The 24,460-nt window shown below is 40.3% G+C and carries 19 protein-coding genes; 12 read left to right on the forward strand and 7 right to left on the reverse strand.

Translation table 11 applies throughout. The features are described from left to right. The first annotated feature begins 8 nt into the window (after positions 1-8). The 9 genes from FB2170_RS00505 (at position 9) to FB2170_RS17400 (ending at position 15,611) form a co-directional block, all read left to right on the forward strand. Positions 9-1,157 carry a gliding motility-associated C-terminal domain-containing protein gene (locus tag FB2170_RS00505; protein WP_013304530.1) on the forward strand — a complete coding sequence of 383 codons (1,149 nt, stop codon included), beginning with the start codon at positions 9-11 and terminating at the stop codon, positions 1,155-1,157. 319 nt (positions 1,158-1,476) lie between these two features. Next, positions 1,477-5,823: a beta strand repeat-containing protein gene (locus tag FB2170_RS16965; RefSeq protein WP_049782630.1), complete on the forward strand. Its 4,347-nt coding sequence runs from the start codon at positions 1,477-1,479 to the stop codon at positions 5,821-5,823. Positions 5,824-5,834: 11 nt separating this feature from the next. Beyond that, on the forward strand, positions 5,835-7,016 hold the full coding sequence (locus FB2170_RS00530) for a gliding motility-associated C-terminal domain-containing protein (protein WP_148232033.1): 1,182 nt from the start codon (positions 5,835-5,837) through the stop codon (positions 7,014-7,016). Between the two features lie 413 nt (positions 7,017-7,429). After that, positions 7,430-11,128, forward strand: a complete 3,699-nt coding sequence (locus FB2170_RS17630) for a collagen-like protein (protein ID WP_013304533.1) — start codon at positions 7,430-7,432, stop codon at positions 11,126-11,128. A 4-nt stretch (positions 11,129-11,132) separates the two neighbouring features. Continuing rightward, positions 11,133-12,254: a hypothetical protein gene (locus tag FB2170_RS00540; RefSeq protein ID WP_013304534.1), complete on the forward strand. Its 1,122-nt coding sequence runs from the start codon at positions 11,133-11,135 to the stop codon at positions 12,252-12,254. A 4-nt stretch (positions 12,255-12,258) separates the two neighbouring features. After that, complete coding sequence (locus FB2170_RS00545) at positions 12,259-13,401, forward strand: gliding motility-associated C-terminal domain-containing protein (RefSeq protein ID WP_148232034.1); 1,143 nt, start codon at positions 12,259-12,261, stop codon at positions 13,399-13,401. Positions 13,402-13,774: 373 nt separating this feature from the next. Further along, positions 13,775-14,509 (forward strand): M15 family metallopeptidase, encoded by a 735-nt coding sequence (locus tag FB2170_RS00550; RefSeq protein ID WP_013304536.1) that lies wholly within the window; start codon positions 13,775-13,777, stop codon positions 14,507-14,509. A gap of 40 nt (positions 14,510-14,549) precedes the next feature. Further along, positions 14,550-15,314, forward strand: a complete 765-nt coding sequence (locus FB2170_RS00555) for a M48 family metalloprotease (RefSeq protein WP_013304537.1) — start codon at positions 14,550-14,552, stop codon at positions 15,312-15,314. A gap of 129 nt (positions 15,315-15,443) precedes the next feature. Beyond that, positions 15,444-15,611 carry a DUF6747 family protein gene (locus tag FB2170_RS17400; protein ID WP_013304538.1) on the forward strand — a complete coding sequence of 56 codons (168 nt, stop codon included), beginning with the start codon at positions 15,444-15,446 and terminating at the stop codon, positions 15,609-15,611. Between the two features lie 108 nt (positions 15,612-15,719). On the opposite strand, the gene FB2170_RS00560 is transcribed toward FB2170_RS17400, so the two are convergent. Next, on the reverse strand, positions 15,720-16,115 hold the full coding sequence (locus FB2170_RS00560; RefSeq protein WP_041632956.1) for an ankyrin repeat domain-containing protein: 396 nt from the start codon (positions 16,113-16,115) through the stop codon (positions 15,720-15,722). 241 nt (positions 16,116-16,356) lie between these two features. Here FB2170_RS00560 and gpmI point away from each other — a divergent pair, with 241 nt between their 5' ends. The 3 genes from gpmI to FB2170_RS00575 are packed head-to-tail and all read left to right on the forward strand — an operon-like array spanning position 16,357 to position 19,519. Beyond that, positions 16,357-17,859, forward strand: coding sequence for a 2,3-bisphosphoglycerate-independent phosphoglycerate mutase (gpmI, locus tag FB2170_RS00565; protein WP_041632613.1), 1,503 nt, complete (start codon positions 16,357-16,359; stop codon positions 17,857-17,859). A gap of 33 nt (positions 17,860-17,892) precedes the next feature. After that, positions 17,893-18,711, forward strand: coding sequence for a type I methionyl aminopeptidase (gene map, locus FB2170_RS00570; protein WP_013304541.1), 819 nt, complete (start codon positions 17,893-17,895; stop codon positions 18,709-18,711). Between the two features lie 40 nt (positions 18,712-18,751). After that, a complete protein-coding gene (locus FB2170_RS00575; RefSeq protein ID WP_041632957.1) occupies positions 18,752-19,519 on the forward strand; it encodes a class I SAM-dependent methyltransferase in 768 nt (255 codons plus the stop codon). On the opposite strand, the gene FB2170_RS00580 is transcribed toward FB2170_RS00575, so the two are convergent. The 6 genes from FB2170_RS00580 to FB2170_RS00605 all read right to left on the reverse strand — a co-directional run bounded on the left by FB2170_RS00580 (position 19,516) and on the right by FB2170_RS00605 (position 24,459). Then, complete coding sequence (locus tag FB2170_RS00580; RefSeq protein ID WP_013304543.1) at positions 19,516-20,544, reverse strand: FAD:protein FMN transferase; 1,029 nt, start codon at positions 20,542-20,544, stop codon at positions 19,516-19,518. The two genes, FB2170_RS00575 and FB2170_RS00580, sit on opposite strands and share 4 nt — an antisense overlap. Further along, positions 20,522-20,887, reverse strand: coding sequence for a hypothetical protein (locus FB2170_RS00585; RefSeq protein WP_013304544.1), 366 nt, complete (start codon positions 20,885-20,887; stop codon positions 20,522-20,524). The genes FB2170_RS00580 and FB2170_RS00585 overlap by 23 nt, the downstream gene beginning before the upstream one ends. Before the next feature lie 95 nt (positions 20,888-20,982). Further along, positions 20,983-22,290, reverse strand: coding sequence for an NADH:ubiquinone reductase (Na(+)-transporting) subunit F (gene nqrF, locus FB2170_RS00590; protein WP_013304545.1), 1,308 nt, complete (start codon positions 22,288-22,290; stop codon positions 20,983-20,985). A gap of 2 nt (positions 22,291-22,292) precedes the next feature. After that, positions 22,293-23,039, reverse strand: coding sequence for an NADH:ubiquinone reductase (Na(+)-transporting) subunit E (nqrE, locus tag FB2170_RS00595; RefSeq protein ID WP_013304546.1), 747 nt, complete (start codon positions 23,037-23,039; stop codon positions 22,293-22,295). Positions 23,040-23,060: 21 nt separating this feature from the next. Beyond that, complete coding sequence (locus FB2170_RS00600; protein ID WP_013304547.1) at positions 23,061-23,708, reverse strand: NADH:ubiquinone reductase (Na(+)-transporting) subunit D; 648 nt, start codon at positions 23,706-23,708, stop codon at positions 23,061-23,063. Between the two features lies 1 nt (position 23,709). Next, positions 23,710-24,459: a Na(+)-translocating NADH-quinone reductase subunit C gene (locus FB2170_RS00605; protein WP_013304548.1), complete on the reverse strand. Its 750-nt coding sequence runs from the start codon at positions 24,457-24,459 to the stop codon at positions 23,710-23,712. Between the last annotated feature and the right edge of the window lies 1 nt (position 24,460).

The following is a 24,460-nucleotide window of genomic DNA, read 5'->3' on the forward strand; positions in this document are numbered from 1 at the left end:
AAAAGGTGATGAGAAATCTTTACATATTCACACTTTTATTGGGGTTTTTGACCAATGCCCAAACCGCTCTATACAATAGTGGAAACATTCGTATTCACACCAATGGGCAGCTGGGATTTCATACAAATCTGATCAATAATGCCGCATTTGATGAAAATGTTGGGTTGGTGGGCTTCTATGGCAGTAATCAAATGAACATTTCAGGTGCTATTCCCCCGTCGTTTTTCGATACTGAAATTGCAAATCCAAATGGTGTTTTTCTACAAACTGGAATCAATAGCCTTAATAATACCAATTTTGTAATTGGCGACTATATTACTCCAACCGAATACATAGATTCATATTATACGTTCATTGAAAGTGCATTTTATGTTGGTGATAGTGACGTTTCAAAAGTTCATGGATATGCTGCTTTAAGTAGCCAACAGAATTTTACTTTTCCCGTTGGAGATACAGAGCAACTTCGGCCATTGATATTAAATTCCCAAGATGTAAATCTTCTAGCATATTGTGCATATTTCTACGAAAACCCCAATGGGTCACCAACGCTAAATACGTCCTATGATACGGCAATAAAATCTCATGAAATTGATCAAATAAGTACAGCCGAATTCTGGCGTTTAGGTGGCGATGCACTTTCTTCAATAAGTATTAGTTGGAATGAAAGAAGTACTATTTCTAACCTTACAGACGATGTTAATTCTATTATTGTTGTAGGCTGGAGTAATGTCTCTAACCAATGGGAAAGTTTGGCTGGGTCAGTAGCGGTAGGTGATTTATCTGAAGGTTTTGTCACGTCAAGTAACTTTATACCTAGTTATTATGACATCATAACATTTGGTAGTTCTAGAAGTGAACCCTTAGATTATCTAAATCTTGACAATTATCTAGTTTCGGTCAATAATGATGGAATCAATGATTTTTTCTACATTCCGGAATTAGAACAATCTCCAAACAATCATCTCCAGATATATAACCGATTTGGCTCAAAGGTTTTTGATCAGGAGAATTATACAAACCAATTTAGGGGGATTTCAAATGTTGATAATTTCGTAATTCAACGTGAAAATGGGCTACCTACAGGAGTTTATTTTTATATTGTCTCGATGCAAGATTTAGGTTTGGACTTTCAAGGCTTTCTATATTTGACCCGCTAATTTTTCAAAACACTTTTTTATTTCATTCATGCGTTCGCTACATAAGCGAAAAAGTCCTACCCTCTAGATTTTACTTTTTTTGACAATTAATGTTGCTGTTTTTAATTTGTTCTTGATGGTTTTTATCGGAATTATCTGACTATAAAACAGGCCGTTATATTTCTTATAACATCGATTAACAGTAGTTTTTTCGGATATATTTTCTCAAAATGTTTTTTCACAACATATTAATAGGGATTCGCAACATTTAGTTAAATGTCCTGAGAATCAGAATTATTTTTACGTTGCAATATAAAGTTGCCCCAAAATCTTAAATATTATGTACCTAAAAAAGTTAGGTTTCCTACTTCTACTACTGGGAGTTCAATTTATGACTGCTCAGGTCAAAATTGGAGAAAATCCGAATAACATAGATGCAGCTTCCATTATTGAATTGGAGAGCACGACTAAGGCCTTGGTTCTTACCCGAGTCTCTACAACGCAAATGCAAAGCATTTCACCACTTAGAGGTGCTTTGGTCTATAATATCGATGTACAATGTGTTTACTATTTCGATGGAAACAATTGGATAAACCTATGCGATAATAATTCCAATAAAACTGGAACAGCCATTATATCTACAATCGACAATAACAACGGAACATTTACTTTCAATTATTCCGATGGTACAAATTTCACAACTTCAAACCTTATTGGACCTACCGGGGCAAAAGGAGATAAAGGAGACAAAGGTGATACCGGAGCTGCTGGTGCAGATGGTATCAACGGAACCAACGGAACTGATGGTGCTAAGGGTGACAAAGGAGATAAAGGTGATACCGGAGCTGCTGGTGCAGATGGTCTCAATGGAACCAACGGAACAGATGGCGCTAAAGGGGATAAAGGTGACAAGGGCGATACCGGAGCTGCTGGTGCAGCTGGTATTGACGGAACCAACGGAATAGATGGAACCAACGGAACTGATGGTGCTAAAGGTGATAAAGGTGATACCGGGGCTGCTGGTGCAGATGGTATCAATGGAACCAACGGAACTGATGGTGCTAAGGGTGACAAAGGAGATAAAGGTGATACCGGAGCCGCTGGTGTAGATGGTATTGACGGAACCAACGGAACAGATGGTGCTAAAGGTGACAAAGGTGACAAAGGTGATACCGGAACAGCTGGTGCAGATGGTATTAATGGAACCAACGGAATAGATGGCGCTAAAGGTGACAAAGGTGACAAGGGTGATACCGGTGCAGCTGGTACTGATGGAACCAATGGAACCAACGGAATAGACGGTGCTAAAGGTGATAAAGGTGACAAGGGTGATACCGGAGCTGCCGGTGCAGATGGTATTAATGGAACCAACGGAACAGATGGCGCTAAAGGAGATACTGGAGATACTGGAGCTGCCGGTGCAGATGGAATCAACGGAACCAACGGAATAGACGGAACCAACGGAATAGATGGTGCTAAAGGTGACAAAGGTGACAAGGGTGATACCGGAGCAGCTGGTGCAGATGGTATCAACGGAACCAATGGAATAGACGGAACAGATGGCGCTAAAGGTGACAAGGGTGACAAGGGTGACAAGGGCGATACCGGAGCTGCTGGTGCAGCTGGTACTGATGGAACCAATGGAACCAACGGAATAGACGGTGCTAAAGGTGATAAAGGTGACAAGGGTGATACCGGAGCTGCCGGTGCAGCTGGTATTAATGGAACCAACGGAACAGATGGCGCTAAAGGAGATACTGGAGATACTGGAGCTGCCGGTGCAGATGGAATCAACGGAACCAACGGAATAGACGGAACCAACGGAATAGATGGTGCTAAAGGTGACAAAGGTGACAAGGGTGATACCGGAGCAGCTGGTGCAGATGGTATCAACGGAACCAATGGAATAGACGGAACAGATGGCGCTAAAGGTGACAAGGGTGACAAGGGCGATACCGGAGCTGCTGGTGCAGATGGTATCAATGGAACTAACGGAATAGACGGTGCTAAAGGTGATAAAGGTGACAAGGGTGATACCGGTGATACCGGAGCCGCTGGTGCAGATGGTATAAACGGAACCAACGGAACTGATGGTGCTAAGGGTGACAAAGGAGATAAAGGTGATACCGGAGCTGCTGGTGCAGATGGTCTCAATGGAACCAACGGAATAGACGGTGCTAAAGGTGATAAAGGTGACAAGGGTGATACCGGAGCTGCCGGTGCAGATGGTATTAATGGAACCAACGGAACAGATGGCGCTAAAGGAGATACTGGAGATACTGGAGATACTGGAGCTGCCGGTGCAGATGGAATCAACGGAACCAACGGAATAGACGGAACCAACGGAATAGACGGAACCAACGGAATAGATGGTGCTAAAGGCGACAAAGGTGATACCGGAGCTGCTGGTGCAGATGGAACCAATGGAACGAACGGAATAGATGGTACTAAAGGTGACAAAGGAGATAAAGGTGATACCGGAGCCGCTGGTGCAAATGGTATCAATGGAACCAACGGAATAGACGGCGCTAAAGGTGATAAAGGCGACAAAGGTGATACCGGAGCTTCCGGTGCAGATGGTATTAATGGAACCAACGGAACTGATGGTGCTAAAGGTGATAAAGGTGATACCGGGGCTGCTGGTGCAGATGGTATCAATGGAACCAACGGAACTGATGGTGCTAAAGGAGATAAAGGTGACAAAGGTGACAAAGGTGATACCGGAACAGCTGGTGCAGATGGTATTAATGGAACCAACGGAACAGATGGCGCTAAAGGAGATACTGGAGATACTGGAGCTGCCGGTGCAGATGGAATCAACGGAACCAACGGAATAGACGGAACCAACGGAATAGATGGTGCTAAAGGTGACAAAGGTGACAAGGGTGATACCGGAGCAGCTGGTGCAGATGGTATCAACGGAACCAATGGAATAGACGGAACAGATGGCGCTAAAGGTGACAAGGGTGACAAGGGCGATACCGGAGCTGCTGGTGCAGATGGTATCAATGGAACCAACGGAATAGATGGCGCTAAAGGAGATACTGGAGATACTGGAGCTGCCGGTGCAGATGGAATCAACGGAACCAACGGAATAGACGGAACCAACGGAATAGATGGTGCTAAAGGTGACAAAGGTGACAAGGGTGATACCGGAGCAGCTGGTGCAGATGGTATCAACGGAACCAATGGAATAGACGGAACAGATGGCGCTAAAGGTGACAAGGGTGACAAGGGCGATACCGGAGCTGCTGGTGCAGATGGTATCAATGGAACCAACGGAATAGACGGTGCTAAAGGTGATAAAGGTGACAAAGGAGACAAGGGTGACACCGGTACCGCTGGTATTGATGGAATCAATGGATTAGATGGAACCAACGGAATAGACGGAACAGATGGCGCTAAAGGTGATAAAGGTGACAAGGGGGTTACCGGAGCCGCTGGTGCAGATGGTATCAATGGAACCAACGGAATAGATGGTGCTAAAGGTGACAAGGGTGACAAAGGAGATACCGGAGCTGCTGGTGCAGATGGTATTAATGGAACCAACGGAATAGACGGCGCCAAAGGAGATAAAGGTGACAAGGGCGATACCGGAGCCGCTGGTACAGATGGTATCAATGGAACCAACGGATTGGATGGAACCAACGGAATAGATGGTGATAAAGGTGACAAAGGAGACAAGGGTGACACCGGTACCGCTGGTATTGATGGAATCAATGGATTAGATGGAACCAACGGAATAGACGGAACAGATGGCGCTAAAGGTGATAAAGGTGACAAGGGGGTTACCGGAGCCGCTGGTGCAGATGGTATCAATGGAACCAACGGAATAGATGGTGCTAAAGGTGACAAGGGTGACAAAGGAGATACCGGAGCTGCTGGTGCAGATGGTATTAATGGAACCAACGGAATAGACGGCGCCAAAGGAGATAAAGGTGACAAGGGCGATACCGGAGCCGCTGGTACAGATGGTATCAATGGAACCAACGGATTGGATGGAACCAACGGAATAGATGGTGCTAAAGGTGACAAAGGAGACAAAGGTGATACCGGAGCTGCTGGTGCAGCTGGTATTGACGGAACCAACGGAATAGACGGAACCAACGGAACTGATGGCGCTAAAGGAGATAAAGGCGACAAAGGAGACAAGGGTGATACCGGAGCTGCTGGTGCAGCTGGTATTGACGGAACCAACGGAATAGACGGAACCAACGGAACTGATGGCGCTAAAGGAGATAAAGGTGACAAAGGTGATAAAGGTGATAAAGGTGACAAAGGTGACAAGGGTGACAAGGGCGATACCGGAGCTGCTGGTGCAGATGGTATCAACGGAACTGATGGCGCCAAAGGAGATAAAGGTGACAAGGGTGATGACGGAGATTCCTTTATAAAGGCATTTGGCAAAGTTAATTCCAATGGATCGGCATTACGTATTCAAAATGCGACGGTTCAAAGGTTATCCACAGGAAGATATAGGGTCACTCTAAGTTCATCAAGATCCACAGCAAACTATATTGTTCAATTAACAGTTGAAGAATCTTATTCCAGAAGGGACAATATCGATATTCATATTACATCCCAAACTTCTTCAAGCTTTGAAGTAGTCATTTCAGAAGGAGACAATGGAGGTACGGCTAATACAGTAAGAGATAGAAAGTGGCACTTTACCGTAATGGATTATTAATGGGAAGAATAATGAATACCAGAATATACATATTAGGAATTGGATTTTTATCCACCTTGTTTTGTTCCCAAAAGAACAATGCTCAAGAAGCTGTTCATAATTTTGGCACTATTCAGCTGCATAATACCGCTGCGGTTGGTTTTCATATAGATCTAATCAACAATGGTAGTTTTGATCAAAATTTAGGACTTGTGGGGTTTTATGGAGAAGAGGAATCAATAAAGATTTCTGGAGCCTTCACTCCTATCTTTTATGATACCGAAATTGCCGTGGATAATGGTTTATTTTTGGATACCGCTATTGGCGCTATCAATAACGTAAATTTGATCTCAGGTAACATTATTACTCCCAGAGATTATACCTCAGTTTTTTCGAATTTTTTGGATGAAGCTTTTTACGTTGGTGAAAATGCAATTTCACTTGTAGATGGTTACGCGGCAATAACCAATAAGGAATCGTTTACATTTCCAATTGGAACCAATCAGCGTCTACGACCTCTTACAATAGACTCGTACGGGGTGAACGCCCAAGCAAAATGTGCCTATTTCGACGAAGACCCAAATTCCCCTTCTACCTTTGGTAAAATCTTTGAAACACAAAAAAAAGGAACGGAATATTTAAAAGTGAGTTCAGAGGAATTCTGGCATTTAGAAGGTGAAATGCCCTCAAAAGTAACCCTTACCTGGGATGAATGGAGTAATGTTGGCACCTTAGGTGAATATTTGAACAACCTTAAAGTTGTAGGCTGGAGCAAGGAACAAGGCAAATGGATTAATCTAGGGAATAGCCATGTCGATGGTGGCATGAATTACGGAAAGATAACCTCTGAAGCTTTTGTACCTAATGATTATGAAATAATCACCATTGGTGGCAATGATGATGAATTGGAAGAATTCAGTACAATGGACTTGGGCAACTACTTTCTTACACCTAACGGGGATGGCCAAAATGATTACTTAGTTCTCGATGGCATCAAAGAATCACCGAGTAACCAGATCCAGATTTTTAACAGATATGGGGTTTTGGTTTATTCAAAGTCAAACTACGAAAATGACTTCAACGGGGTTTCAAACAGTAAATTTGTGATTGATAAAGGTTCTAGTTTAACATCGGGCATATACTTCTACATGATTAAACTCAATGATGTAAGACAAAAGCATCAAGGATACTTGTATCTAATTTATAATCAGTGATTTAACTTTTTAAAGAGAATTTATCTCAGTTCTTAAACACTTTTTGTTCTCACTGCCCTTTTCTCACGGCAAGGTTTGGAATAATGGATAATATCTGTCATTGAATCATCCTTGGAATGTTGTTGAAAGAAAATAGCTTCTTCTTTCTTTAATATTCTTTTTGGTAACACCCTTTCACGATTCAAAAAATTGGTATATAACCTAGTCCGTATTGGATTGATCCGATGAAATACCAAAATAATCGATAATCGCCACAATCTAGTTATATATTAATTAAATTTCTCTTAATACAGTAACAACATTATTACGCGCATATACATACTTTTCCTACATATACACAACATTTAATATGCCAATAAATTTCTTTGAAATAGTTTGCAAGTTGAAAAAAAAACCGAATAACCCCCAAAGAAATGAATATCAAAAAATTGACCATTCTACTTTTGCTACTATGTGCAAATAATGTAATTGCACAACTTAAAGTAGGAGATAGTCCAGATAAAATAGATAAATCATCTCTTCTAGAACTCGAAAGTAGAGACAAGGCTTTAGTACTTTCTAGGGTGAATACCTCATTAATGCAAAAAATCAAGCCGCTAGCCGGGGCATTGATTTACAATACCGATACTTCTTGTGTGTACCATTATGATGGTAAAAATTGGAATAGCATGTGCAATAGTTCCAATGGTCAAGGTCTATCTTTTGTGGACAATGGAAATGGAACTTTTACCATTCGTAATTCGGACGGCACTTCTTATACTTCCAATAGCCCCACAGAACAAAATGGTGAAAAAGGTGATACAGGAGAAACTGGAGACCAAGGAATACAAGGTGAAACTGGATTGACAGGTCCCAACGGTGAGCAGGGAATTCAAGGAGAGAAAGGCGACACAGGGGAAACCGGAGCACAAGGAATTCAGGGTGAAACCGGAGCGCAAGGCGAAAAAGGCGACACAGGTGAAACTGGAGCACAGGGAATACAAGGTGAAACTGGACCGCAAGGTGAAAAAGGTGACACAGGTGAAACTGGAGCACAAGGTATTCAGGGTGAAACTGGAGCACAAGGAATTCAGGGTGAAACCGGACCGCAAGGCGAAAAAGGCGACACAGGTGAAACTGGACCGCAAGGTGAAAAAGGTGACACAGGTGAAACTGGAGCTCAGGGAATTCAGGGTGAAACTGGACCGCAAGGCGAAAAAGGTGATACGGGTGAAACCGGACCGCAAGGCGAAAAAGGTGATACGGGTGAAACCGGACCGCAAGGCGAAAAAGGTGATACGGGTGAAACCGGACCGCAAGGCGACACAGGTGAAACTGGAGCACAGGGAATACAAGGTAAAGTCGGACCGCAAGGTGAAAAAGGCGACACGGGTGAAACCGGATCACAGGGAATTCAGGGTGAAACCGGACCACAAGGTGAAACCGGACCGCAAGGCGACACAGGGAAAACCGGACCGCAAGGTGACACAGGGGAAACTGGAGCACAGGGAATACAAGGTGAAACTGGATTGACAGGTCCCAACGGTGAGCAGGGAATTCAAGGAGAGAAAGGCGAGACAGGAGAAACTGGAGACCAAGGTATTCAGGGTGAAACCGGACCACAAGGTGAAACCGGAGTACAAGGTATTCAGGGTGAAACTGGAGCACAAGGAATTCAGGGTGAAACCGGACCGCAAGGTGAAAAAGGTGAAACAGGAGCACAAGGGATCCAAGGTGAAACCGGACCGCAAGGCGACACAGGGGAAACCGGAGCACAAGGTATTCAGGGTGAAACTGGAGCACAAGGAATTCAGGGTGAAACCGGACCGCAAGGTGAAAAAGGTGAAACAGGAGAAACTGGAGACCAAGGAATACAAGGTGAAACCGGAGCACAGGGAATACAAGGTGAAACCGGAGCACAGGGAATCCAAGGTGAAGTCGGACCGCTAGGTGAAAAAGGTGATACAGGAGAAACTGGAGACCAAGGAATACAAGGGGAAACTGGATTGACAGGTCCCAACGGTGAGCAGGGAATTCAAGGAGAGAAAGGCGAGACAGGAGAAACCGGAGCGCAAGGTATTCAGGGTGAAACCGGACCGCAAGGTGAAAAAGGTGATACAGGAGAAACTGGAGACCAAGGTATTCAGGGTGAAACTGGAGCACAAGGAATTCAGGGTGAAACCGGACCGCAAGGCGAAAAAGGCGACACAGGTGAAACCGGACCGCAAGGCGAAAAAGGCGACACAGGTGAAACTGGAGCACAGGGAATACAAGGTGAAACTGGACCGCAAGGTGAAAAAGGTGATACAGGGGAAACTGGAGACCAAGGAATACAAGGTGAAACTGGACCGCAAGGTGAAAAAGGTGACACAGGTGAAACTGGAGCTCAGGGAATTCAGGGTGAAACTGGAGCACAAGGAATTCAGGGTGAAACCGGACCGCAAGGTGAAAAAGGTGAAACAGGAGAAACTGGAGACCAAGGAATACAAGGTGAAACTGGACCGCAAGGTGAAAAAGGTGACACAGGGGAAACCGGAGCGCAGGGTATTCAGGGTGAAACTGGACTAACAGGGGAAACTGGAGCACAGGGAATACAAGGTGAAACCGGAGCACAGGGAATCCAAGGTGAAGTCGGACCGCAAGGTGAAACTGGACCGCTAGGTGAAAAAGGTGATACAGGAGAAACTGGAGACCAAGGAATACAAGGGGAAACTGGACCGCAAGGTGAAAAAGGCGACACGGGTGAAACCGGAGTACAAGGGATTCAAGGTGAAACCGGACCGCAAGGCGAAAAAGGTGACACAGGGGAAACTGGAGCACAGGGAATACAAGGGGAAACTGGATTGACAGGTCCCAACGGTGAGCAGGGAATTCAAGGAGAGAAAGGCGAGACAGGAGAAACCGGAGCGCAAGGTATTCAGGGTGAAACTGGAGCACAAGGAATTCAGGGTGAAACCGGACCGCAAGGTGAAAAAGGTGATACAGGAGAAACTGGAGACCAAGGTATTCAGGGTGAAACCGGACCGCAAGGCGAAAAAGGCGACACGGGGGAAACCGGAGCACAAGGTATTCAGGGTGAAACTGGAGCACAAGGAATTCAGGGTGAAACCGGACCGCAAGGTGAAAAAGGTGATACAGGAGAAACTGGAGACCAAGGAATACAAGGTGAAGTCGGACCGCAAGGCGAAAAAGGCGACACGGGTGAAACTGGAGCACAGGGAATTCAGGGGGAAACCGGAGCGCAGGGAATACAAGGTGAAGTCGGACCGCAAGGCGACACAGGGGAAACCGGAGCAACAGGACCGCAAGGTGAAACCGGAGCGCAAGGTGAAAAAGGCGATACAGGAGAAACTGGAGCACAGGGAATACAAGGGGAAACCGGACCGCAAGGCGAAAAAGGTGACACTGGGGAAACTGGAGCTCAGGGAATCCAAGGCGAAACTGGACCGCAAGGTGAAAAAGGTGACACTGGGGAAACCGGACCGCAAGGTATTCAGGGTGAAACTGGACTGACAGGGGAAACCGGAGCACAAGGGATTCAAGGTGAAACCGGACCGCAAGGTGAAAAAGGTGACACAGGTGAAACCGGAGCACAGGGAATCCAAGGAGAAGTCGGGCTGCAAGGCGAAAAAGGTGATACGGGAGAAACCGGAGCGCAGGGCGATCCCGCAACAAATATCTCTACTAATCTAGTACAGAATACCTCAACTGGTACTATCACCTATACCAATGAAACCTCAACAGAGCAAGTTGCAAATGTCGTGGGAGCAGAAACGAACAATAGCCTTACTTTGGGAACAAATGGAGGTGCTTTTTATGAAAGTCCTATAAAGGCATTTGGTAAAATTGCATCAAACGGATCAGTAACTAGAGCTACTTCAGGTGTTACTGCAATGCGCATTAGTACTGGACGCTATCAGGTAACATTACCTCCTGGGACAGTATCTGATTCGAACTATATTATTCAGTTAACGCAACCAGGAAGAGGTGGAGCCGGAAACGACGACCCAGGTATCTCCTACTCCAATCAAACATCTACAAATTTTGAAGTAATTATTGGAGACAATGATAATGGTGGCACTGATAGAGCAAGGTTCAATTCTGAGTTTATGTTTACCATATTAGATCTATAATGTAATGAAAGAAAAACTATACATATTTGTTCTGGTATTGTTTGGCAGCAACAGCTATGCCCAAATTGACGGAAACTTGCTATTAGGTCTTACAAATGCCACAACAACGGAGATACAATCAATTAACAACCCTGTTGTGGGATCAATAATCTATAACACATCAATCAATGGCATATTTCACTATACAGGTAGTACTTGGGAAAGTGTAAAAAGTGCATCCAGTGCTTGGAATTCAAATGGTAATTCTGGAACAACTTCCAGTACCGACTTTATTGGAACTACAGATGTTCAGGATTTTGTTCTAAAATCCAATAATATTGAAAAATTAAGATTAGTTAAGGATAGAGGTCAAGTGCTAGTGAATCAAGCAAGTGTCTTTAATAACCACCCAATGGTTATAAAGGCCAACGGAGTAGATGTATTGGCTTTTGAAGACAGTACAGGTGCCCCCAAATGGCATTGGAACTTATTACAAAATGGGTTAAACTTTGTTGAATCAAACGTCGCAGATTATCGTTTGTTTCTAGAAAATGGAGGTCAAGTCGGAATTAATACCAATACACCCACTAATCAACTAGATGTAAATGGCAGCGCTAGAATTCGGGTTTTGGAAAATGCGACGGATAACGATAATGTAATAACAGCGGACACAGATGGTGTGCTGCATCAATCAAAAATAAATTATGGTGGCCGATGGACTAATTCCAACACTAGTACCAATCTCAATGTCAATAATTCTAATGTTCCTATTTTCGGAACACAGGATTACCTGGACGCAGGAACAAGTTTATATCAGGTTAATGGAAATACACTTATAGTTAAGGAAGCCGGCAGATACGATATCAGGGCCAACATATATTTATTGGGAATCTTCAATAATTCTAGAACTAGGACAAATACCACTGCAAGGATTGCTGTAAATGGGGCCCCAGTTGGTGCAATGGGTGCTACTGGATATATTCGGTTTACTAATAACCACGAAGAATCAAGCTTACATTTAAATGAAATTATACAATTAAATGTCAATGATGTTATCACAATTGTCACCTTTATGGAGGCCAATACCGGAGAAGTAAGATTTAATGGTTCGGGAACCTCAAGTTTTATGATAAATAAATTAAAATAGCGTTTTGAAATCTATATCCTTAACAATAATACTATTTATAAGTCAACAGCTTATAGGTCAACAGGCCGTGCATAACTTTGGGGGTCTACAATTGCATGATCATGGTTCAATGGGTTTTCATTCTGACTTCATTAATGATGCTGGTTTTGATAAGAACCTAGGCCTAGTTGGATTTTACCATGATGCAACTAACCTTCTGGTTTCTGGGACTTCCAGTCCAGTCTTCTATGATTTTGAAATGGCTATCGAAAACAATCTATATATAGACGTATCAATTGGTATAGATAATTCCCTCAACTTTATTTATGGGAATATCATCTCTTCGAGAGACAAAAAAAATGTGTATGTAAAGCTTTCTGAAAATGCCATCTATGATGGTGAAATGAACCTTTCAAAAATTGATGGACATGTCGCTGTTGAAAATCAAAAAGAGTTTAGCTTCCCAGTAGGTTATGACGATATATTAAGACCCTTGACAATCAAATTCATTGATGAAACTTTCTTCGCAAAGTGCGAATATTACCATGAAAGTGCTGACCTTCCCAGTAGCTATTCCACAGGCCAAGACTTTACTAAAAAGGACATTACTTTAGGCTCAATACACCCGGAAGAGTTTTGGAAATTAGGGACTTCGGGAATGGTTCAGGTCTCATTAAATTGGAAAGAAGAATCTAATCTATCCACATCCACAAAAAAAATTGACAATGTAATGGTCACCGCTTGGAATAAAAAAGATGAACAATGGGATAATCTTGGTAATTCGAAATTCGAAGGAAATTTAGATGAAGGTGTGGTAACCTCAAACGTCTTTAATGCAAACAATTATGAAGTCTTTACGCTAGGCTTCTTATTTGATATAGAGACAAATAAACCAGGCAATTACGCATTAACACCTAACGGTGATGGTGTCAACGACTATTTTGCCCTGGATATTATTGAGCGATCTCCTGATAATGAATTAAAAATCTTCAACCGGTCAGGAAGGTTGGTTTATGAAAAAACGAACTACAAGAATGAATTCCATGGTATTGCCAATAAAAACACCAACAAAATCAATCAAAAGCTTCCAAAAGGGGTATATTACTATATAATTGAACTGAAAGATCTGAACCTTAAGCACCAAGGATATTTTTATTTGTCGCTCTAACTATTTGGCTACAATTTTCCTTACTAAGACAATTTCAATATTCAGAAATAATTAAATGCTTAAATATTGATCAAAGACCTAATAGTTGGTAGCCAACTAATATGGTAAAGGGGCATACTTTTTCTATTCATCTTTTTTTTATTCTTTTTAGTATTTATACCAATTTAGTACCACATTGAAAATACTATTTTGCATTGGTTAGCACTTGCTTCTAAACAATACTATTTTCATAAATTGGTGTAAAAATTGGAATTCCGTTATATTCAATCCATAATATTTTCCGTTGTAGTTATGGAATTTCTTATTATTGGCAAAGTTATTGAGATATTCCACCTTGAATTAAGATAGAATAACCCAGAAAATTCATGATAAGATGAAACGCAGGTCATTTATAAAAAAAAGCAGTATTTCCGGTTTAGCACTAACAATGGTGCCCTCTTTCGTGTTCCCAAACGAAAATGAATATTCGGTCCTTGAATTAATGGGCAAAGAAGACATACAGCTCTATGGTGAAGGAATCAACCTTCGAAAAGAAGCACACGATGCCTTTCTAAAAATGAAAAAAGCAGCGTATAGTGATGGTATCGACCTTAAAATTGTTTCAAGCTATCGCAATTATTACAGACAAGAAGGGATTTGGGAAAGAAAATATATGCGTTATACCGAAGACGATGGTATGACACCATTGAAGGCTATTGATAAAATCATTGAGTATTCGACGATTCCTGGTACGAGTAGACACCATTGGGGTACCGATATTGATATTATAGATGGGTACCGAAAAACCACTGGTGATGTTTTAGTACCTGAAAAATTTGAATCCGAAGGCCCATTTGTAGACCTTAAGAAATGGATGGATGAAAACTGTAATTCTTTTGGTTACTATTTGGTGTATACAAACGAACCTAAAAGAAGGGGATTTAAATATGAACCTTGGCACTACAGCTATGCCCCAATTTCAATTCCCATGTTAACTGCATACAGACGATTGAATATCTTACAATTGCTACGACAAGAAGAGTTGTACGGCAGCGAACATTTTACAACCGGTTTTATAAAAAATTATATCCAAAACAATATTTTAGATATAAATCCTGAGCTTTTATAAGTCTTTTTGTAAATTGTGGCAACACTGAACACCATTTACTATGAGAAGAGGAAGCTGGAAAATTAGAATTTTCATTGGTTTGGCTATAGTTGCCTTTGCCTTCATTCAACGCTGTAACAACAAAGAAGAAAACCCATATACAGGTCGGGTACAAAATATTAATATGACCTCTGAGCAAGAAATTGCTATAGGTTTGCAGAGTGCTCCCGAAATGGCCCAGCAACATGGTGGTCTTTACCCAGATGAACGTTTACAATCATTGGTCGACTTTGTTGGCAAAAAGTTGGTGGATAACAGTATTGCCAGAAACACACCTTATAAATACGATTTTCATTTATTAGCGGACGATCGGACCATAAATGCATTTGCACTACCAGGTGGACAGATTTTTATAACCTATGCCTTGTTTTCAAAGTTAAATGAAGCACAATTGGCAGGAGTTCTAGGACACGAAATTGGCCATGTAATCGGCAGGCATTCGGCTGAAAGAATTGCGGACAGTAATTTTTGGCAGACCGTTACCATGGGTGCCACAGTTGGGGCAGATGCTGGTGGTATTGTGGGGAGTATTGGACAAAACACCCTTTTAAAAAATGGCCGTGGTGATGAACTGGAAAGTGATGAACTTGGTGTCTGGTTTATGATAAACTCTGGTTATGAGCCAACGGAAATGATAGAAGTCATGAAAATTCTAAAGGCAGCTGCCGGACCTAATAGAGTTCCTGAATTCCAAAGTTCTCATCCTGATCCTGAAAACCGGATTGAGAAAATCAGGGAAGCCATCGCAAAATACAAGGGTCAGTAACAATCTAATTTAAGTTAAATTCTATGTATATCAAATATTAATTGCTATATTTGACACCCTACCAAATCTTCTATCCGCCTCAAATTTAACCCTTATAGCTTTGATTTACAGTTATTTAAACAAAACTATATGGGAACACTTTTACATTTTAAGAACATTTACACTGAAGCATTCGAGAATTGCAAACCAAGTTTTGTAGTATTACTCTTAAAAGGATACTCCATTTTTTGTGTTTTGATGCTCGGGATGGCGGTTTATGCATTTATGTATAGGGCGTTTACAGGTTTCGAATTTTAGACTTTTCTATTCACTCTTTTACATGAACACAATCTGAAGTGAGTAAAACTCATTAAAAAACCCATCACGAAATGATGGGTTTTTTTGTCTAAACATTGAAACAACTGTTCAACTGCCCAACTCCGCATTAATTACCATGAGAGCATCTTTGGCATTTGCAGATTCCGCATATTTGGTAATAGAATAACCCTTGTCACTCCGTATTTTGATATCTGCACCATTTTGAATCAACAACTTTAATATCTCTGCCTTATTGTATCTAGCGGCAAAGATAGCTGGTGTCATTCCCAGGGATTTTTTATTGACATCTTCACCTAGCTCAATTAATCTTTTTACGGTTCCAATATCCCCTTGCATTACTGCTTTACAAAAAGTACTTACAGTTCCTTTTTTCAATAAAACGCTAAACTCGACCGTATTGTTCTTTACAGGTAAGACTTCGGCAGACGCATACGTAACCGTCAGCATCATTGCTGCGGCTACAATTAACATTGTTTTTCTCATGATGATTGATTTTACGACTGAAACAGGTTCAGTCTTGATTGATGAATAATTCTTGATTATATAAATATAGACTATGTCTATATAAATATGTTTCAGCATTAACTGTTAAATAACTAAATTTTAACAAGTTGCCTGTTTTGCATTTACCTATACTTTCGCGCGTTAATGTCAAAAAAGCCGTCCTAATAAGTAGATTACCTTGGCTTTAGGTAGTATTTTTGCACTTTTAAATAATGTTACTATGAACAAGAAAGTAATTCTTATGATATTGGATGGTTGGGGAACATCTCCTGACCCTAAAGTTTCGGCAATTGATAATGCCAAAACACCATATATAGACGCTTTATACTCTAAATACCCAAATGCTGCCTTACGTACAGACGGTTTAAATGTTGGCTTACCCGATGGTCAAATGGGAAATAGTGAAGTTGGGCATATGAATTTAGGTGCCGGAAGAATTGTTTATCAAGAACTAACAAGAATCAATCTTGCCATTGAAAACAACACATTAAAAGATGAAAAAGTATTGGTTGATGCTTTTGACTATGCCAAGGCCAATAATAAGAAAGTTCATTTCTTAGGACTATTGAGTAACGGTGGAGTACACTCTCACATAAACCATTTAAAGGGGTTATTAAGTGCTGCCAAGGATAATAACCTTGACAACGTTTATGTACATGCTTTTACTGATGGAAGAGATGTGGATCCCAAATCAGGCGCTTCATTTGTTGCCGACTTAGAAGACCATATGGCGAAAACTACTGGGAAAATTGCCACAGTTACAGGTCGTTACTATGCCATGGATCGTGATAATCGTTGGGAAAGGGTAAAACTTGCTTATGATGTTATTGTCAATGGTGATGGGCAATTGACGGATAATGTTGTCAATAGCTTAAAATCGAGCTATGCCAATGATGTTACCGATGAATTTATCAAACCTTTAGTGGCCGATAAGAATGGAATCGTTGAAGAAGATGATGTAATTATCTTTTTCAACTTTAGAACAGATCGTGGTAGAGAGTTAACCAATATGTTATCTCAAAACGATTTCCCTGAAGACAACACTAAAAAATTATCATTGCATTATGTTACTATGACTAATTATGATGATAGTTTTAAAGGTATTAATGTAATATTCAATAAGGACAATATAACTGAAACCATTGGCGAAGTTTTATCTAAGGCAGGTAAAAAGCAAATTAGAATAGCCGAAACGGAAAAATATCCGCATGTAACTTTCTTTTTCTCAGGTGGTCAAGAAGAACCATTTGAAGGTGAAAGCAGAATTTTAAGAAATTCTCCCAAAGTAGCAACTTATGACCTAAAGCCAGAAATGAGTGCTTATGAATTAAGAGATGCTTTAGTTGAGGATTTAAAAAAGCAAGAGGCAGATTTTGTTTGCCTTAATTTTGCAAATGGTGATATGGTAGGACATACAGGTATTATGGAAGCAGCTATAAAAGCTTGTGAAGCCGTGGATATCTGTGTAAAAGATGTGGTAGAAACTGGGTTAGAGAACGGATACTCTACCCTATTAATTGCTGATCACGGTAATTGCGAAACTATGATCAATCCAGACGGTTCACCTCATACGGCACATACAACTAATCCTGTTCCTGTAATTTTAATAGATAAAAATTTAAAAGAGATTAAAGACGGGGTATTGGGTGATGTTGCTCCAACAATTTTAGAATTGATTGGAATTGAACAACCTAAAGCTATGACCGGAAAGTCCTTGATTTAGTAAATCTACAAGATTGTTTTACCTTTGCCAGCTATGATAAAAATCAAAACATCTGAAGAGATTGAGCTAATGCGCGAAAGCGCCTTAGTTGTTTCTAAGACTTTAGGTATGCTTGCTTCTGAAATAAAACCAGGGGTAAATGCTCTTTTTCTAGATAAGTTGGCCGAGGAATTCATTAGGGAACAAGGTGCGGAACCAGGGTTTTTGGGTATGTACGACTTTCCCAACACATTGAACATGAGCCCCAATGAACAAGTGGTTCATGGCATTCCCACGAATGAACCCTTGAAAGATGGTGATATTATCTCTGTAGATTGTGGAGCATTAAAAAATGGATTTTATGGTGACCACGCTTATACTTTCGAAGTTGGTGAAGTGGCACCTGAAACCAAGAAATTGTTACAGGTCACAAAAGAGTCTCTTTACCTAGGAATTCGCCAGTTCAAATCTGGAAATCGGGTTGGTGATGTCGCATATGCCATTCAAAATTATTGTGAAAGTTATGGCTACGGTGTCGTTCGGGAATTGGTCGGACATGGATTGGGAACCAAACTTCATGAAGGTCCTGAAATGCCTAATTACGGTAGACGTGGAAGAGGTAAAAAGTTCATGGAAGGTTTGGTTGTGGCCATTGAGCCAATGATAAATATGGGTACAAAGCGAATCAAACAATTGAAAGATGGTTGGACCATACTTACAGCTGATGGAAAACCAAGTGCCCATTTCGAGCATAATATTGCGATTATAAACGGCAAACCAGAATTACTTTCCACTTTTCAATATATTTATAAAGCACTAGGGATTGAAAGTGATGAAGAGGATGAATTTCGACAAAAGAAAATTCAACTTTAGCACTGAATCGTAGATTCCTGTGAATAGCAGGAACGGCCATATGAAAAAGCTTTTTAAATATTTCTTGAATCTAATCCCAAGACCTATACTGATAAAGCTCAGTTATTGGATAAGGCCCGTAATGGCCCTATTGTTAAAAGGAAGTAAATACACAGACCCAATAGATGGCAAGAGTTTTAGAACCTTTTTACCATATGGTTATGAAAGTCCCAGAGACAATGTACTTTCCCCTTCTACCCTATCGTTGGAGCGTCATAGATTGCTTTGGTTATTCCTTAGAAATAAAACTGATTTCTTTTCTGCCCAATTAAATGTATTGCATTTTGCTCCAGAACAGGCGTTTTACAATCGTTTTAAAAAGCTAAAAAATATTACATATACCACAACCGATTTAGATTCACCATTGGCGGATGTACAAGCAGACATTTGTAATCTTCCGTTTAAGGATAACACTTTTGATGTCATCTTTTGCAATCATGTTTTAGAACATATTCCTGATGATAAAAAAGCTATGGAAGAGTTATACCGCATATTGAAACCAAAAGGCTGGGGCGTATTTCAAATTCCACAGGATTTGAAAAGAGAGTATACCTTCGAAGATGATTCAATTACCGATAAAAAGGAAAGAGCAAAGATTTTTGGTCAGTATGACCATGTTCGGATCTATGGAAGAGACTATTTTAACAAGCTAAAGACTGTTGGTTTTGAAGTTGATGAAATAGATTATACAGCCGCCCTTTCATTAGATGAAATAGACCTTTATCGATTGGCAATAGGTGAAATCATTCCCTTGGTCAAAAAAGTCTAATCCAGTACCACTTTCTCAAATCCTTCGGTCATGAATTCTTTGGTTTCTCCCGCATCGTCTAGGTAAATTACATAAGCTTCCAAATCCTTTTGTTCAGTTAATGTAGATTTGACCAGTTGAAGTTCCATCGCCATGAATGCGGTAGCGTAAGCATCAGCTTTGGCGCAAGTGTTTGCTAGAACTGTAACGCCCAACGTACTTGCATTTTTCGTAAACCCGGTCTTTGGATCAATCGTATGCACATATTTTTTACCTGTAATCGAATCTATTCTGAATTTGCGGTAATTGCCAGATGATGCCAGTGCCATATCCTTTAATTCAATAAGCTTTTTTAGACGCCGACCTTGTTCTACCTGAGGATCATCAATACCAACCACCCACGGTTTTTGTTTGATTTGATTTACTCCTTTTGCAACCAATTCACCGCCAACCTCCAAAAGGTAATTTTCTATACCTCTAGCATCCATTAATTTAGCCAATCGATCAATTGCATAGCCTTTGGCTATAGCATTAAAATCCATATAAACATTAGGTGATTCTTTTTCTACTTGCCCCGATTCATTCATTAGAACTTTATCAAAACCCACAAAAGTCATAAGGCTGTCAACCTTAGTGCTATCCATTGTTACTTTTTCGCCAGGGCCAAATCCCCAGGCATTGACCAAAGAGCCAACAGTTGGGTCAAAATAACCATCAGTTGACGCATATATCTCCTTCGAGAGTTCAAATACCTCTTGGAACATATAATCCACATGTACCTCTGAATTGCCTTGGTTTATTTGGGAAATATCAGAAGAAGGAACATAAGTTGACAGAGATTGGTTCATTACGTTGAAAACAGAATCAATCTGGATCTGAAGGTCCATTTTCTTATCCGCCAAATAAATAATACTGTAGGAGGTTCCTAAAGCGCCACCGGTATTAGAATTCTTGATATAAGTTTCAGGTCCCGATTTACAGGAAATCGCAATTAAAATTAAAAGAACAAACACCCCTTTTACCCTAAAGTTCAATGAGTCCGTCATATTCAACTATATATTTTTCATTTAACAAAACGGGTAGGCTTTGATCAATTGCATTATATAACCCAACCCCCGCAAAGTACACTTTGCCATTATGTTTTTGAGCGTTATCCTTCATTTTGTCCATTAATTCGGTGTCATACTTTTTTGGATCCATTGGAAAAATAACATTTCGAACCACAATAAAATGAAGTTCTTTATCCTTCAAGCAGACAAACTGTGGATTTTTTTTGGGTTTACTATTGACTCCCATAAATTCATAACCCTCCGCCTCCAACTGTTTACCAACGATGTTCATAGCCAAGTTATGTAATTCCTGTTCTGAAAGTGGTCTCATTGTACTCATATAATATATCAAAGGGATACAAAAAAGGCCGATATAAATCATATCGGCCAATATTTTGTTTAGAACCGCTACGCAATTCAATAATGATAGTATAATTATCCGCCGAAATCGTCAAAACGAATATGCTCATCAGGGATACCAAAGTCCTCGCCCATTTTTTGAACAGCTTTATTCATCAACGGTGGACCACAGAAATACAATTCTATATCCTCAGGAGACTCATGTTTGCTCAAATAATTATCAATAACACAATTATGTATAAAGCCTACAAAACCGTCTCCAGGAGCATCTATATCTTCTTTAACTTTCCAATTATCCTCTTCCATAGGCTCTGAAAGTGCCAAATAAAATTTGAAATTTGAAAATTCTTTCTCTAACTGATAGAAATGATCCAAGTAGAACAATTCTCTTTTAGAACGCCCACCGTACCAATATGTCACTTTTCTATTCGTTCTAAGTGTTTTGAACAAGTGATATAAATGGGACCGCATTGGCGCCATACCTGCTCCACCTCCAACATATAACATCTCAGATTCTGATTCATTGATGAAGAATTCACCGTAAGGTCCAGAAATAACAACTTTGTCACCAGGTTTTTGTGCGAAAATGTAAGAAGATGCTACACCAGGATTAACATCCATCCATCCATTTTTAGATCTATCCCAAGGTGGAGTAGCAATACGAACATTCAACATAATCTCTCTACCCTCCGCTGGAAAAGAAGCCATTGAATAAGCTCTTTCTACCGTCTCAGGGTTTTTCATTACCAATGGCCACAAGTTGAATTTATCCCATTCCGCCTGAAACTTATCAGGAGTCTCATGTTCTTCAGGATGCGCTGTAATATCAATATCAGAATACTTGATTTCACAAGGTGGAATTTCAATCTGAATATACCCCCCCGCTTTATATCCCATATCTTCAGGGATTTCAACAACGAACTCTTTTATAAAAGAAGCCACATTGTAGTTTCGAACTACAGTGCCCTCCCATTTTTTGATTCCGAATACTTCTTCAGGAATGGTAATATTCATATCCTGTTTTACTTTTACCTGGCACGCCAAACGAGCTCCTTCATTTAACTCCCTTTTCGAAAAATGGGGTGTCTCAGTAGGTAATGCTTCACCACCACCTTCGAGTACATGGCATTCGCACTGGATACAGGTACCACCGCCTCCGCAAGCCGAAGGAAGAAATATTTTTTGGTTTCCTAAAGTTGAAAGTAATGATCCACCTGAGCTTACTTCAACTTTCTTTTCTCCATTAATTGTAATGGTAACCGGTCCTGAAGGAGATAGTTTTTCTTTTGTGAATAACAAAAGTGCGACCAACGCCAATAAAAGAATCAGGAAAGATATTACCGTTATTAAAATTGTTCCGCCTGTACTTGTAGCTAAAATCATTTTTACTTGTTTATAGCGTCATTATATGAGATCTCTTTTTCATCAATCTCTTTATTATTTTCTTTTTTATCAACCTTTTCAAGCTTCTCCGCAGTGGTTTTTTCTTTAACCGGTGCAGCTTCTTCGCCTCCACCTGTCAACATTCCACCAAAACTCTGAAAACCTATTCCCATCAAGCCAGTAATAATAAAAGTGATACCAAGGCCTCTCAAAGGAGCAGGGACATTTGAATACCTGATTTTTTCGCGAATTGCGGCGATTGCCAAAATTGCCAGAAACCATCCAATACCAGAACTAACACCATAATTAAAGGCTAATCCCAATGAAGCGATTTCCCTGGATTGCATAAATAGAGACCCTCCCAAGATAGCACAGTTTACAGCAATCAATGGCAAGAATATACCTAAAGAGTTATATAATGAAGGTGAGAATTTCTCAACAACAATCTCTACCAATTGAACCATTGTAGCAATGGTGGCTATAAAGAGAATAAAAGATAAGAAGCTAAGGTTATAATCGGCATATTCAGGTCCTAACCAGGCCAATGCACCATCGCGTAATAAATATTGATCTAATAACCAGTTCAATGGAACGGTCACAGCCAAAACGAATATTACGGCAGCACCTAAACCAACAGCGGTGGCTACTTTTTTCGATACAGCTAAATAGGAACACATTCCTAAAAACACTGCAAATACCATATTATCAATAAATATGGATCTAAAAAATAATTCTATATGCTCTAACATGATATTTTCTTTAAATAACTATTAGTTGTCTTCTATTAATGCCTTATTTCTTGAACGTTGAATCCATATAATAATACCAACCACTATAAGTGCAGCAGGAGGAATAATCATGAATCCATTATTTTCATATCCAGTAGCGTACAAACCTGTTTTTGTTATCGGGTTTCCTAAAACTGGGTAACCGAACAAAGTTCCTGAACCTAGAAGTTCTCTAAAGAAACCTACGATTATTAAAATAACACCGTAACCAAGAGAGTTACCTATACCATCTAAAAATGATTTCCAAGGGCCATTGGCCAAGGCAAAGGCCTCAAAACGACCCATAATAATACAATTGGTAATAATCAGCCCAACGAACACCGATAAGGTTTTACTTAACTCATAAGCAAATGCTTTTAATACCTGATCAACTATGATCACAAGAGTTGCCACAACAATCAACTGTACGATAATCCTAATTTTTGATGGGATAATATTCCTCATCAATGAAATGACCACATTCCCAATACCCAATACAAATAGCACCGATATTGCCATTACTACTGAAGCTTTCAATTCAGCGGTAATCGCCAAAGCCGAACATATTCCTAAAACCTGAATGGTAATCGGGTTATTATCTGCAAGTGGATCTAAGATCAGATTTGCATCTTTTTTTGATAGTAGCGCCATATTATTTAACTCTAATCGTTTCTAAATAGTCCTTATAAAGATTAACACTCTCACGAATCATATCAGAAACTCCGTTTCCTGTAATTGTAGCTCCAGCAAGTGCATCAACTTCATTATCATCCTTAATTTCATTCAAAGGGTCATTATTTCCTTTTGCAACAGCAATACCTTCATACTGGGTGCCAGAAAGAATTGATTCGCCAGTAAAATCATCCATGAAGTAACGTTGTTTAATATTTGCCCCTAACCCTGGTGTTTCAGCAGCATGGTCAAAATAAACTCCCTGCACTACCATATCATCATCTAAAGCAACAAAGCCCCAAATGGCATCCCAAAGTCCTTTACCTCTCATAGGAATAATATAGAAATCGGCACCATCTTTATTTCCAACGAACAACGGCAATTTTCTAGTCTCACCATTTTTTGCAGCTGTAGCCTGTTTTTTTAAATCTATTAAATAAGCCTGATCGTCTTTGGTAATCTTATCACCTTCAATAATCAATTGCGCCTTAATATATTTAGTGAACTCTCCTGCCACCTTATCTGTAGGAATAAAACTTACACTGCCTTCACCTTCATTTTCATTTATACCCATGGCATAAAGAATGTTCTGCTGTTTTTCCAAGCGTTCATTTTCTTTGATCTTATCGCTCAAAGAGGAAGCCAAAAAGGCCAAAACCGTACCAACAATAACAACCATTACGGCCGCAAAAATCACTGTGTAACTATTCTTGTCTGTATTAATTGCCATG

The organism is Maribacter sp. HTCC2170, assembly GCF_000153165.2.
Lineage (GTDB): Bacteria > Bacteroidota > Bacteroidia > Flavobacteriales > Flavobacteriaceae > Maribacter_A.

What these genes read in the sequence shown, in the direction of transcription:
- FB2170_RS00530 (WP_148232033.1), top strand. Translation starts at nt 5,835, where the DNA reads ATGAATACCAGAATATACATATTAGGAATTGGATTTTTATCCACCTTG.
- map (WP_013304541.1), top strand. Translation starts at nt 17,893, where the DNA reads ATGATAAAAATCAAAACATCTGAAGAGATTGAGCTAATGCGCGAAAGC.
- FB2170_RS00505 (WP_013304530.1), top strand. Translation starts at nt 9, where the DNA reads ATGAGAAATCTTTACATATTCACACTTTTATTGGGGTTTTTGACCAAT.
- nqrE (WP_013304546.1), bottom strand. Translation starts at nt 23,039, where the DNA reads ATGTTAGAGCATATAGAATTATTTTTTAGATCCATATTTATTGATAAT.
- gpmI (WP_041632613.1), top strand. Translation starts at nt 16,357, where the DNA reads ATGAACAAGAAAGTAATTCTTATGATATTGGATGGTTGGGGAACATCT.
- FB2170_RS00550 (WP_013304536.1), top strand. Translation starts at nt 13,775, where the DNA reads ATGAAACGCAGGTCATTTATAAAAAAAAGCAGTATTTCCGGTTTAGCA.
- FB2170_RS00560 (WP_041632956.1), bottom strand. Translation starts at nt 16,115, where the DNA reads ATGAGAAAAACAATGTTAATTGTAGCCGCAGCAATGATGCTGACGGTT.
- FB2170_RS00540 (WP_013304534.1), top strand. Translation starts at nt 11,133, where the DNA reads ATGAAAGAAAAACTATACATATTTGTTCTGGTATTGTTTGGCAGCAAC.
- FB2170_RS00585 (WP_013304544.1), bottom strand. Translation starts at nt 20,887, where the DNA reads ATGAGTACAATGAGACCACTTTCAGAACAGGAATTACATAACTTGGCT.
- FB2170_RS00575 (WP_041632957.1), top strand. Translation starts at nt 18,752, where the DNA reads ATGAAAAAGCTTTTTAAATATTTCTTGAATCTAATCCCAAGACCTATA.
- FB2170_RS00600 (WP_013304547.1), bottom strand. Translation starts at nt 23,708, where the DNA reads ATGGCGCTACTATCAAAAAAAGATGCAAATCTGATCTTAGATCCACTT.
- FB2170_RS00605 (WP_013304548.1), bottom strand. Translation starts at nt 24,459, where the DNA reads ATGGCAATTAATACAGACAAGAATAGTTACACAGTGATTTTTGCGGCC.
- FB2170_RS00555 (WP_013304537.1), top strand. Translation starts at nt 14,550, where the DNA reads ATGAGAAGAGGAAGCTGGAAAATTAGAATTTTCATTGGTTTGGCTATA.
- nqrF (WP_013304545.1), bottom strand. Translation starts at nt 22,290, where the DNA reads ATGATTTTAGCTACAAGTACAGGCGGAACAATTTTAATAACGGTAATA.
- FB2170_RS00580 (WP_013304543.1), bottom strand. Translation starts at nt 20,544, where the DNA reads ATGACGGACTCATTGAACTTTAGGGTAAAAGGGGTGTTTGTTCTTTTA.
- FB2170_RS16965 (WP_049782630.1), top strand. Translation starts at nt 1,477, where the DNA reads ATGTACCTAAAAAAGTTAGGTTTCCTACTTCTACTACTGGGAGTTCAA.
- FB2170_RS17400 (WP_013304538.1), top strand. Translation starts at nt 15,444, where the DNA reads ATGGGAACACTTTTACATTTTAAGAACATTTACACTGAAGCATTCGAG.
- FB2170_RS17630 (WP_013304533.1), top strand. Translation starts at nt 7,430, where the DNA reads ATGAATATCAAAAAATTGACCATTCTACTTTTGCTACTATGTGCAAAT.